Raw genomic sequence first — 12,475 nt, forward strand, 5'->3', positions numbered from 1 at the left:
GTAATTCCCACAGTTATGAGGTACAGTTGTTTTTATTCTTTTCTATTCCCCATTTCCCCATTTCCCCATTTCCCCATTTCCCCTACTCCCTACTCCCTACTCCCTAAAACAAAAGAGTTTTGTACCTCACGCTTTTTGGGAATTGCTATAGATTGAGACAAGTGTTTCTTGCTATCTATCATAAGGATTTCATCCTCAAATGAAAACCCTCAAAAAGTTAGGATAAAAGGCAGACAGGCATAGAAAAATCAAGAGAAAATTATTCTTTCTACTTTCTCTGTATTTCCATAAATCACACAGTCTGCTTTTTTCAGCAAACCCTAATAATTATTAATTATTAATTATTAATTGTTAATAATTAAACTTACCTTTGTAGCAACAACAAAACTGTCTGCAACGAACCAACAAAAACACCTAAAACTCCACCCAAATTAACAATAGCTTGCAACTCATTTTTAACAATTACATTAACCGCAACTTCCAACTCTTCAGCAGAAGTACCTTTAATCCTGTCAATAATTACTTGATCGATATCTAAAATAGGAATTGCCATAGCGACAATATTTTCTAAATCTCGCTCCAAATAACGTTCTAAAATCAAAGCTAATTCTTGACTCACTAACTCCAGAGAACTATTCATTATTGATGAAGCTTGTAAACGATTAATAATTAAATCCGCAATATGCTCCCAATCAACAGATAAACTTACAGCCTGAATCAAATCAGCACCACGTTCTTGTAGATATAAACGTACACTATCCCGCATAGTATTTCTTAACTGACGTACCGTAGAAACAGGTAAATTTTGCATAGAAAGATTGTGTAACCATTCCTGAATTCTTTCTCTAACACCCAATGCAGTAATTAATTCCGTTAAGCGTTGATTAGTTAGCTCTCTCTCATCTAAACAAAAAGTTCTTAATCTAGTAAGAGTATTACGCAGCCCAAACAAATTAGCTACTACCCAATAAGTACCACTAGCTTTTTCACGAAAACCTTCATCAATAATTGAAATATTTTGATCTGTGAGAAAATCAATTAAAGTCTGTCTTAATACATCTGGCGGTAAAACAACTTTAAGCAACCAATCTGATAGTTGAGCCGCCTGCATTTCAGTTAGTTGAAACTCTAGCAAAATCTGGTCAAAAATTTGGTTTAGTTGAGCTTCCAAAAAATCTTCTCTCTTTGCCCAAACTTTAAGAAGTCGTGGCAAAGATTGACCTAATAAATCGCGCAGAATATTTGCTAGAATTTTAGTAGTTCTTGTATTTGTATCAAGCTTTAATTGTTCTAAAGCCATTCGCAATAGCCAAAGAATAGCTGCCTCCATCCGTTCAGTTTGTAACAAACGACGTGCTAAATTTTGCAACTCTGAAGGAGTTAACAAAGAACCCATTATGGTATCAGCAACTCGTTTTGCTAAACGTTCTTGGTTAGCAGGAATTAAGCCTGGAGTAAAGGGTAGCTTTCGTCGAAAAATATAATAAGGACGATAAGGACGAAATAGCATTTTTATAGCTATATCATTAGTGAAATAGCCAATAATTCCACCTGCAATTGGTGGTACAAAATAAAGCCAGATATTAGACAATTTTGATTACCTAAAAGCAAAGTTGAAAGCCCCGTCTATGGGTAAGCGGGAATGAAAATAAGGGAGATATTTAAGCTTGACAGTTTTAGCTAGACTGTGCTAACTTATCATAAAGTTAGGTAGAATAAATTTTTTAGTATAATTATCTTGTAACTGAGAAATAAATACTCCTTAAGTAATTAAGTGATAAAGAATCGTCTTAATAGGCAAGAAATTTTATTATGACTACATCACTAAAAATAATCTATTTCAGGTTAAGTTGACAATGATGGCTTTGACTTTGCCTAAATTACCTAAATTACTCGGTAAATAGATTTCTATCGAAAAATAATTAGAATGTATGTGGTGTTAATCATAAATTAGGGTTTGCTGAAAAAGCATGAGTTTTAGGAGTAGGAGTCAGGAGTCAGGAGTCAGGAGTCAGGAGTCAGGAGTCAGGAGAAATGGGTATGGAAGCGAGGAGGTCTCGGAAGAATTATCCCTTGATTTTTTTGCCTCGCGTCAGCCTAAAATCCTAGCTTTTTAAGCTTTTTACACCCAAAACCTTGTACTTTGTTCAGGACTTAAAAAGCCTAAAGATTTTATCTGTAAATGCTTTGAGATTTATTCAGCAAGCCCTAAATAAATATATTAAAACTTTTAGAGTTACATTAAGCTACTACTACAATTAGATTTATGTATTTACTGAGAGGTAGTATAAGTAGTCGTGCAAAATTATTTGTATATAATTTCGTCTCTAAGCCTGAACAGACTAAGAAGTTAATGCACAATTAATTTTGCTTAAGCACTTATTTAGAATGAAATAGACTTAACCATTTGCTAGTAAAATACTAAGCATCTCCCTAACTTTTAGTTCTGGGAATATTCAATTCAAATTATCTACCTTCAGAGAACTAATAAGTAAACTATTACAGTAATAATTTATCTATCAGAATTTCAACTAACACAAAAAATATTGCTCCTATTCCTATTAAGAGTGCTTATTTTTCATTGAGTAAAATTACTAAAGAAATTATTTTGTAATTACTAATATTCCCATCATCCCTCCAAAAATAGGGTAATGTTTGCAATTGACAAATCCGGCTTGATATGCTAAATTAACTTGCTCTAAGCCTGTAGGAAATTTGGTTAAACTAGGACTAATATAAGCATATTCCTTAGTTAACCCCAAATTACGAGCCACTGGAACTACAACCGTATCCAGATACCACTTTTGAAACCCTCGTACAGCCGAACTACTCGGACGGTGCATATCTAAAATTGCTGCCTTAGCATTAGGCTTGAGGACTCTATATAACTCTTGTAAACAAAGGGGAATATCCGAGACATTACGGAGACCATACCCCATCGTAGCACAATCGAAATAATTATCAGCAAAAGGCAAACTCAAAACATCAGCCTCAACCCAATCAATAGGACTAATCTTGCCCAATAAAGGGGGTTGGCGTTTACGAGCGATCGCCAACTGCTCCACAGAAAAATCGACCCCAAAGACCTGACCCGTACTTCCTACAAATTTGGCCAGCATCCAAGCCAAATCGCCACTACCACAACACAAATCTAGACAAGTAGAACCATAACTAGCCTCACTCCACATTACAGCCATTTGTTTCCAGGTTTTATGTATTCCCAGACTTAATAAATCATTCAGTTGGTCATAAACAGGGGCAATTTTATTAAATATGGCCTGAACCTCTGTGGAATCATCAATCATAGAATTAAGTCAAAATTTTCAGTTTCAAGCTATTCAAAGCTATATAAAGTCAACGCCAGTAATTGAGCTGAGACATTAATTGTACTCAGTTCTTCTGGGCGCAGTGTACTGGGTTGTTGCCATTGGAGGGACATCAAAGCTAGAAGTTTTTGCCGATGGGAAATTGGAATAACAATATGAGCGTTTATACCTGAAGTTTGATAATGTGAAACATCAGAAAGCTTAGTATCTTCTGAAACATTCATCACAGATTGTACATTCCCAGAAGCGATCGCTTCCATTGCCAGAGGGTCATTAGCCAACCAGTTATCAACCTTACCAAGCTGACTACTCAATCCTTGAATCGAGCTTAAACTATTATCCTCAATCAATTGTAAAATACATAAATCCGTAGAAAAAGTTTCACTATAAATAGATGTAATTTCTGCCAAAGCTTCTTCTATACTCCCAGACTTCTGAGAGACATCAACAACCGTATTTAACAAATCCAATTGAGTTTGAGACTTTTCCAGATATTCAGTACGTTGATTCAAAACTTCATAAGTCTGTGCAGCCTTTTGTACAACTCCCTTTAGCTCACAGGGGTCCCAAGGTTTAGTAATATACTTATATACCTGTCCAGAATTTATCGCCTCTACCAAATCTTCTATATCAGTAAATCCAGTGAGAATAATTCTGACTGTATTAGGGAACTGGGGCAAAGTTTTCCTTAAAAACTCTGTACCCTTCATTTCTGGCATCCTTTGATCGGAGATAATTACTGCCACCTCTCCCTCTAAGGCCAAAATTTCCAAAGCCTGAATCCCACTTTCAGCTTTGAGAACACTAAAATCTCGTCGAAAGGTGCGGTAGAGTAAGTCCAAATTATCTGGTTCATCATCTACTACCAGCATTTTAGGTTTCTTTTTTCTGGTTAGGCTCATCAGTTGAATTCTAATGCTATCTAACTGTTGAGGAATTGCTTCCATTCAAACAAACCCCTTCAATTGTATTTCTAAAGTAGCATAATAATAATTCTATGTATCAATTATAAAGAAATATCTAGTTTTGAATAATTATATAGCTATCAACTGTTACTTTACTACTTTATGAGGCTAATTGTTGATTAAGTGCCAGTTGCATTTTCAATTAAGCCCAGAATATCTATAGGCCATAGCAATATATAATAGTTAGATATTATAGCATAGTGAGACTACTAAATAAATCCCGCGAGTCATTTAAAATCAGCAGGGTTAAAAGCGCCTGGCTCTAATATACTGCTCAAACTTTGGTAGCATGGTTATTTCAGTTATCAGTTAACACCACTTCCTACTGAAGTAGTGGTACTTAGACATTTTTCAGTTGTAAAAATAGCTGGAAGTCAGTCGAGACAAAGGAATTACGTCGCTCCCTAAAAATGCCTGGAAGCCTTGATATTTAAGGATTTACACCTTGTTAATATCGAACCATCTGCCTGTATATATTTGAAACTGTTTTGTAGTTTTGTTTTGTTTAACTTCCAGTAGGAGGCTGGAAATACTCAAACTGATTTGTTACATCCCCTTAAAAAGGGATTCTTGAGACCTAATTTTCTGGTCAAAAGTATATTCTATTTGCAAACAAAAAAGGTGCCCTCTAAATTATGACTGAAACACCACAAAATTCTACTAACGAGCAACAAAAATCAACAAATCAAGTAGATGCAGAAAACTTAATTGGTTTACTGCGTCGCAAAGAAAGTAATTGGGTAGAGTGGGGAAATGCTTGTGCTGCTCTACAAAAAGCTGGATATACTTCTCAGCAAATATTTGAGGCAACAGGATTTGAACCAGTACAGCAAAATCAGGTAATAGTCGGGTCTCAAGTATATACAAGTATTGTCAATGCCAATATTAAGGAAAATGCTTTATCGCCGAGCATAACAAATGTTCTATCACGTTTCGAGAGAACGGGTAGTGATATCCTCTACGAATTGAGAATTTTAACTCAGGAACAAAGAATTATAGCAAGTGAGTTTATAGTTGCTCATAATCTTGATGTGGATGATGCCAAAGATGTAGCAAAAGCGATCAAAGATTTTGCTCGGATGAAAACAATACCAGAAGGATTTTCTGATGCTCCAGGAGATATAGTAGCATATCAATGTTGGAAACAAGCAAGGCAACAAAATGACCTACAACATAGGTCTCGTCTAATTGCCAAAGGTCTCAAATTAGCAGATTCTCAAACAGCTAGAAAACAACTTGAACAACTATTAACTGATTTTACTGTTGTTTCTCAAAGAGCAGCTCCCCGTTTACCAGTTTATCGACTGGAGCAAGAAGAAGAGTTACCTCGTATTTTACCAGTAGTCGGAAAATTACCTCTGAACACAGAAGACTTTAAAGCGGTACCTATTGTTGAAGAAGTGGAACCATTTAGAATAGTCAAGTTTTCTGGTGGAGCGGGTGCTTGGGTAGCGATACCCGGATGGCGAGTTGTCATGCAAGCAGAAGATCCAGTAGTGCTGATTGAAAATAGCGATCGCTTACCTACTCCTATACCTGGTACTACTGAAGAAGTTTTATTAATTATTGATAGAAGTCAACGTCAATGGCATGAAGATGGTTATTTTATTGTAGACCAAGACGGTCAAATAGTAATGCAGTGGTTTGATCAGGAACCTAATATACCTTTACTTGGAAGAGCTTTGTTAGTCTTAAGACCTAAAAAGATTCTCGATCAAGAAATTATTAAAGACTTGTGGCAAGTTGAAGAATAAACATTTCAGTTAACGGTTAGTAGTGACACTTTCTGTTCCGGAATGCTCCGCAAACACGGAGTGTTACTACATCAGTTATCAGTAGGAAATGGTTTTGTTGCATGAAAGCATATAGCTGCAACACTTGCTTGTGCATATTGACAATAATAACGTGCGGAAACTGTTGTAACTATTCGACAATAGATAAATAGAACATCAACGTTGATGTAGAAAAAGGCTGAAACTTTTGCCTATAAAGGCTTTGAGGTTTAATTAGCCTGCCCTAACTATTGTCCAATAGATGAATATAACATCAATGTTGATGTAGGAGGGGGCTGAAACTTTTGCCTGTAAAGGCTTTGAGGTTTAATTAGCCAGCTATAACTATTGTCCAATAGATGAATATAACATCAATAATATCGCAAGAGAGGGATATAGCTGGGCAATGGATGCTCTATCGCTACTTTCATGCAATAATATAGAATCCGGATAATTACTATACCCTGCGTCCGCAGCGACTGGAACGGAGTGGAAGGTTTGCGGAGCATTCCGGAACGGATAGCAATCTCAGAGGTTTCACGAGATTGCTTCCTATCGTCGCTGCGGACGACTTTTCAACCGGATTCTATATAAAGCCGTAGGAAATACAAATTTTAGCAGGAAATATGTAAAGATTGAGAATTAGTTTTTGAGCAGTTAGTTACAAGATATCTTAAAATAAGAATGTATATTGTAGGGGCGTTTTCCTGACGGAATGCTCCGCAAACATGTCGCGTAGCGTTAACGCGCGTTGTGCGTTAGCTAAATAGCCATTTGCCCCTACGCATTGTATGACGAGCAAAGGAATTATATTACTTTGAAGCCAACGGATTTAATATTATTAATTGGCGTTGCACAATCAGGAATGATGAAATCTGAAAGTAGATATTTTTGGATAATTCTTTTCTCAATATATATACAGTTTAAAATCTATTATCATTCTTTAATGTGCAACCCCCATTAATTCATTATTTATTCTCTCAGGAGACATTAGTATCCTTGGAGAATTAAAAATTATCATAGCCCAGGAAAAGCTGTTTGGGTAGCATTCCGCAGGAAAGGATGAGCTAAATGCTAATAGCTGAATGTTTCTAGCAATTTCCTAAAGTCAGGCTAGAAATAATTTTACATCTTAGATTTCAAGCTTGATATATACTTTTACAAGTGTTGTTTAAGTTGATAAAATTGGTATTACATATCAATTTTATGAGGATGCAATTACAAAACTTTTGAGTATAATGAGGTACACTTTACAGCGCTTTTCAGATGGATAAACCACATCGTCACAACCAAAACTTTGTAGGGAGTAACCATGGTTAGTCCCTACTGTGGTCTACTCAAATGAAAACTGCTGTAATACTAATCTTTCTTCCCTATTCTCTTTTTACTAATCTCTCTTCCCTATTCCCTATTCCCTATTCCCTAGATAAAAAAATGACAATTCCTGTAATGAATCTGCCTTGGATAGATTCACCTTTTTTTGAACAAATTTTCAGTCAGTTAAATTTAGACAATAAAACCAAAGAACTTGTCAAACAATTTGCAGAACAAGGCTATGTAATTATAGACGACTTAGACATAGAAAATATTGGAGAAATTATAGACAGAATAGTTAAAGATTTAACTCCAATATATGGAGACAAAGGCAGAGTAGAATCAGCTTGGATTTATCACGATAGAATTCAAGATGGTTGGACATTCAATCAAGATGTGAAAAAAATTGCCACCGCTCCCAAAATTATTAATCTATTAAAAATACTTTATCAGCGAGAACCAATCCCTTTTCAAACCCTAAATTTCAGGTTTGGTACTGAACAAACTACCCATAGTGACAGTATACATTTTAGTTCAATTCCAAGTAGATTTATGTGTGGAGTTTGGGTAGCTCTGGAAGATATAGATGCCAATAACGGTCCGCTACATTATTATCCTGGGAGTCATAAATTACCAACTTTTGATTTAAACGATTTGGGAATTACAGGCAGTTATCAGAATAAACCTTATGATACTTATCCTATATATCAAGAGTTTTTACAGTCATTAATTGAACACAATAGTTTGGAAAAAGTAGAACTTTATGTAAAGAAAGGACAAGCTTTAATTTGGGCAGCAAATTTACTTCATGGAGGCAGTCCAGTTTTAGATAAAAATCGAACTAGATATAGTCAGGTGACACATTATTATTTTTCTGATTGTATGTATTATATTCCCTTACTTTCCGATCCATTTATACATAGAATTCATTTCAAAGAAGTTAAGAATATTATCACAGGAGAAGTAGTTAATCATATTTATAATGGTGAAAAAATTGAAATTCATCCAGAACAATATGAGATGGAAATATTAAAATCTGAAGTCTTACAATTTCAGGAGCAATTAGCAAAATTTCGACCTATTGCAATACAATCTCAGGATAAACTGAATGTCTTAAAACCTCAACTTCAAACTGTTGAGTCAGAATTAGAAAAATTACGAAGTCAGCTGTATAATTCTCAGACAGAGTTGGAGTTATTAAAATCTCAAAATCAGCTACTTGAGACAGAATTAAAAAGATTAAGAACGAAATTCTATCAAAATAGCTAAAAAGGAAGAAGTTCATTAATTGATAATGGATAATTAATAATGGATAATTATTTTTGAGCATAAGCACCATGACAAAATTGTTTAGTGTTTACCAAAAAAAGAGGTTCAAAGCCTCCCCTTTTAAGGGGATGAAAAGATAAAAGTTCATTATTTCAAACCTCTGGGTTTCCGTTTGTCATGCTGCGCAAACAGCCAGAGGTTACTGTTTTGCTGACGCAAAGCTCCGCTTTATATGTCGGCGACAGGCGTTAACGTTTGCGGAGCATTCCCTATACGAAAGTTGTGCGCCAGCAAAACGCTGCGCGACATGTTTGCGCTAGCATTCCGAAGGAAAGCTCCTCCGTAGGAGGCTAACTGTTAACTGATAACTGAAATAACCTACCCTAATGTGATATGAAGCATACAGTATAAAGGATTCAGTATGACAAAATGTGTAATTAATTTTGTGTACCTGCTTAATTATCAATTATCCATTGGTAAGTGGAAATAATTTGTGAAAAAAACTGTAGGGGTTTGGTTTCCTAATCCCATTTATGCTTGCTTTGGGAGACCAAACCACTACTATAAAATATTGCAACTTATGCCGGGATTACTATAGATATCTTTATCGTTTTACCCTTTTATTTCAAAATACAAAATTTACCGAATAATTAAGGTTTAAAGCCTTTCCTTTAAAGGAGAAACAAGAAAAAATATTCCTTTGATTCAATCCTCTGATTTTTAGGGAGAGGTAATTATCAATTATCCATTATCAATTATCAATTATTGAAGCCTTCTTCCTGCTTCCATTCTTCTTTTAAATCTCGAAAAAATAAGCATTACTATCGGGAAAATTACGAGGTTTTAAATAACCTGAATTCACCATTTTGAGTATAACTTTTTCTTTACTTTCTGCGACTGTTTCCAAGTCAGTGCGACATTCAATATCAGGATTAGTTGGTGCTTCATAAGGTAAGTCAATACCAGTAAATTCTTGAATTTCTCTTGCTCTAGCAAGTTGATAAAGTCCTTTGTTATCCCGTGCTTCACAAACTTCTAGAGGTGCATTAACATATACTTCAATAAAGTTCCCAATGCGTTTTCTTACCTCGGAACGAACTTCATTATAAGGAGAAATAGCAGATACTAAAACAATCACACGATTACGAGTTAAAAGATGGGCTAAAAAGCCAATTCTGCGGATATTTTCATCTCGGTCAGCTTTACTAAAACCCAAACTTTTACCAATATCTTGACGTACAACGGTACTATCAAGAATTTCTACTGTATAACCAAGCGATCGCAACTCTTCTGCAACAGCGAAACTTAGAGTAGTTTTACCCGCACCGCTTAAACCAGTAAACCATACTGTTACACCTGTTTGATTATTATTTTCCATTTACAAAATCCTCTTAAAAACAAAGTTTAAATCCTGACAAAAAAGGGATTTAAAATTCGATTAATCTATTGACTTAAGATGTTGACTATGATAAGGTAAATATTTACCTTGTAACAATTAATATCTAATTTTCTAAGATGTAAATACTAAATCAGTAATAAAAGTAATTGTCAACTCAAAAGATTATCTGAATCTCCCTAAAAAAGAATCTACCAGTAAATTTTTTCAATAAAAATTTAATTTTAATCCTTCCTGTTCCCTCTTTTCAAATTCTGTAACTAAGTATAATCAAATCTCTACGTTAAAACTTATTATTCATCATCAATGGAAAACATCAAACATATTGGTACTTGGTTACGAATACTTCGTCAACCTCAGTACCGTTGGCTTTGGTTTGTAGCTGCCGCACTTATCTATGTAGGAATTCTTCTGTTTCCCATGACAGGAGTAGAAAAAGAAGCAAAAGGAGCCTTAGCAGTATTTGGAGTTACAGCTTTCTTGTGGGCAACTAATACCCTACCAGTAGCAGTCACAGGCTTAATGGTACTATTTTTAATTCCTCTCAGTGGCAGCATGTCCGCTACAGAAACTTATGCCTATTTCGGCAACAAAGCAGTATTCTTTGTATTAGGAGCATTTATTCTAGCCAGTCCCATTCAACGCTCCGGACTTAGCACTCGTCTTGCTTTAACAGTAGTTTCCCGTTTTGGCAATAGTCAAAATACCCTAATTGCCTCGATTTTAATTCTTTCAGCGGTAATGTCCTTTGTGATTAGTTCTTATGCAGTCACGGCCATGCTATTCCCGGTGGTTATAGAAGTTGTCCAAGCAGCAGGGGCTAAACCAGGTGGACGTTTTGGCCTAGCAGCATTTTTAGCCTTGGGATGGGGTTGCGGTATTGGTGGTATCGCAACTTTACTGGGGGGCGCGAGAGCGCCTCTAGCATTAGGAGTTTTGCGCAGCACAACAAAAGGAGAATACGATATCACCTTTGTGGAGTGGTTTATTTGGTCTATTCCTTTAGTTGTCCTCATGTTAATAGTTTGTTATTTTCTTCTATTACGAATAGGAAAAGGTCAAGTAGTTTCTTTATCTAATGCCCGAAAATTTCTGGGAATTAGAGCAAAAAGCCTGGGCGCAATTTCATCGAGAGAAGTTGGTACATTGGTATTAGTGACGGGAATAGTTTTGTTATGGATTTTTAGAGGAAAAGCTTGGGGACTAGATACAATAGCTTTTTTTGGGGTGATGTGTAGCTTCATTTGTGGTTTAGCAAGTTGGCAAGAAGTAGAAGAGGATGTTAACTGGGGTATTTTTTTGATGTATGGTAGTGCTATTGCTCTAAGTGCAGTTTTAAGAGATACGGGAGCAGCACAAGCATTGGCAGAAACTTTATTGGGATCGTGGATTAATTCTGGTATTGTTTGTTTTGTGGCAATGGTTTTGATTATTACTTTTTTGACAGAGGGAATGAGTAATGCTGCTGCGGTGGCAGTTTTGATGCCAGTTGGACTTGCTTTGGCTGCTAAATATGGAATAGATCCAAGGGCAATGACTTTGGGTATTACTCTACCATCGGGTTTAGCTTTTCTGTTACCAGTTAGTACCCCGGTAATGGCCATTATTATGGGTAGTGGTTATGTGTCGCCTTCTGAAGCTTTTAAGCGTGGCTTGTTGCTAAAATTAGTGGGGACTTTGATATTCTTGGTAATGGCGAAATTTTATTGGCCTTTATTTGGGTTGGGAGTGTAAGAAATGAGTATCTGGTTGGTGGTTGCAAACCCCTACGCTTACGATAAAGCAATGTGGAAAGCAGTCTCAGAAGCACAACAAAATCAAACTAAATTGAGAGTTGTATTTTTTATTAATAATAACTCAATTCATGATGTTATTGGTGAATTGGGGCAGAGTGGTTGGTTGGGATCTAATCCTTTGCATAAATTACAAAATTCTATGTTGGAAGGTTATCGCGCTTTAGCTGGTGATGTTTTGAAACGGGTGAAACGCAAAGCAAAAGGAAAGGAAGTGGAATTAGAAAGTCAGGAAGTAGTAGAAAGACGTACTATAGAGGAATATATTTTTGAGGTTGTAGAAGAAGGTGCAACAAAAATTGTGATTGCTGGTCCGCAATTACTTACTGCTAAAATCGGAGAATTACCAAATATAGCAGAGTATATTGAGGAAGATTAGGAATTTTAACGAAGTTAGAAGTTAGAAGTCAAATTCTCACTTTATTTTTTTGATTGAAGATGATGAATTTTAGGCTAGGATATGTTTTTTTACCGAATAATTAAGGTTTAAAGCGTTCTATTTCAAGAGAAACAATGAATTTATTTTCGTTTTATTCAATCCTCTTCCTTTGAGGTAGAGGTAATTATCAATTATCCATTATCAATTATTGAATGTTCCTCATTCTTTTTATCCCTGCCATAGTTTAGTTCATTTATTTAG

General features: G+C 35.6%; 8 protein-coding genes. 4 read left to right on the top strand and 4 right to left on the bottom strand.

Features of this window, described 5'->3' with window-relative positions:
- Window positions 1–364: 364 nt before the first annotated feature.
- From AFK68_RS28620 to AFK68_RS28630, 3 genes are all read right to left on the bottom strand, one after another.
- A complete protein-coding gene (locus AFK68_RS28620; protein ID WP_094677148.1) occupies window positions 365–1,591 on the bottom strand; it encodes a DUF445 domain-containing protein in 1,227 nt (408 codons plus the stop codon).
- Between the two features lie 1,012 nt (window positions 1,592–2,603).
- Window positions 2,604–3,305: a bifunctional demethylmenaquinone methyltransferase/2-methoxy-6-polyprenyl-1,4-benzoquinol methylase UbiE gene (ubiE, locus tag AFK68_RS28625; protein ID WP_094677150.1), complete on the bottom strand. Its 702-nt coding sequence runs from the start codon at window positions 3,303–3,305 to the stop codon at window positions 2,604–2,606.
- 29 nt (window positions 3,306–3,334) lie between these two features.
- Entirely contained in the window at window positions 3,335–4,273 is a 939-nt protein-coding gene (locus tag AFK68_RS28630; RefSeq protein ID WP_094677152.1) for a response regulator, read from the bottom strand.
- 653 nt (window positions 4,274–4,926) lie between these two features.
- Here AFK68_RS28630 and AFK68_RS28635 point away from each other — a divergent pair.
- Both AFK68_RS28635 and AFK68_RS28640 read left to right on the top strand, forming a co-directional pair.
- On the top strand, window positions 4,927–6,045 hold the full coding sequence (locus tag AFK68_RS28635; RefSeq protein ID WP_094677154.1) for a RuBisCO accumulation factor 1: 1,119 nt from the start codon (window positions 4,927–4,929) through the stop codon (window positions 6,043–6,045).
- Between the two features lie 1,452 nt (window positions 6,046–7,497).
- Complete coding sequence (locus tag AFK68_RS28640) at window positions 7,498–8,646, top strand: phytanoyl-CoA dioxygenase family protein (protein WP_094677158.1); 1,149 nt, start codon at window positions 7,498–7,500, stop codon at window positions 8,644–8,646.
- A 796-nt stretch (window positions 8,647–9,442) separates the two neighbouring features.
- Here the strand turns inward: AFK68_RS28640 and cysC are convergent.
- The gene (gene cysC / locus AFK68_RS28645) at window positions 9,443–10,024 is read right to left on the bottom strand and encodes an adenylyl-sulfate kinase (protein ID WP_094673834.1); all 582 of its coding nucleotides are present in this window, start codon (window positions 10,022–10,024) and stop codon (window positions 9,443–9,445) included.
- A gap of 324 nt (window positions 10,025–10,348) precedes the next feature.
- On the opposite strand from cysC, the gene AFK68_RS28650 reads away from it, so the two are divergent.
- Window positions 10,349–11,776, top strand: coding sequence for a DASS family sodium-coupled anion symporter (locus AFK68_RS28650; RefSeq protein ID WP_094677156.1), 1,428 nt, complete (start codon window positions 10,349–10,351; stop codon window positions 11,774–11,776).
- A 3-nt stretch (window positions 11,777–11,779) separates the two neighbouring features.
- On the top strand, window positions 11,780–12,214 hold the full coding sequence (locus AFK68_RS28655) for a hypothetical protein (RefSeq protein WP_094673835.1): 435 nt from the start codon (window positions 11,780–11,782) through the stop codon (window positions 12,212–12,214).
- The last annotated feature ends 261 nt before the right edge of the window (window positions 12,215–12,475 follow it).

The sequence above is a fragment of the Hydrocoleum sp. CS-953 genome (assembly GCF_002260545.1).
GTDB lineage: Bacteria > Cyanobacteriota > Cyanobacteriia > Cyanobacteriales > Microcoleaceae > Trichodesmium.

Excerpts from the sequence above, each read along its gene's own strand:
- ubiE (WP_094677150.1), bottom strand. The coding sequence starts at position 3,305 with ATGATTGATGATTCCACAGAGGTTCAGGCCATATTTAATAAAATTGCC.
- AFK68_RS28630 (WP_094677152.1), bottom strand. The coding sequence starts at position 4,273 with ATGGAAGCAATTCCTCAACAGTTAGATAGCATTAGAATTCAACTGATG.
- AFK68_RS28635 (WP_094677154.1), top strand. The coding sequence starts at position 4,927 with ATGACTGAAACACCACAAAATTCTACTAACGAGCAACAAAAATCAACA.
- AFK68_RS28640 (WP_094677158.1), top strand. The coding sequence starts at position 7,498 with ATGACAATTCCTGTAATGAATCTGCCTTGGATAGATTCACCTTTTTTT.
- cysC (WP_094673834.1), bottom strand. The coding sequence starts at position 10,024 with ATGGAAAATAATAATCAAACAGGTGTAACAGTATGGTTTACTGGTTTA.
- AFK68_RS28650 (WP_094677156.1), top strand. The coding sequence starts at position 10,349 with ATGGAAAACATCAAACATATTGGTACTTGGTTACGAATACTTCGTCAA.
- AFK68_RS28655 (WP_094673835.1), top strand. The coding sequence starts at position 11,780 with ATGAGTATCTGGTTGGTGGTTGCAAACCCCTACGCTTACGATAAAGCA.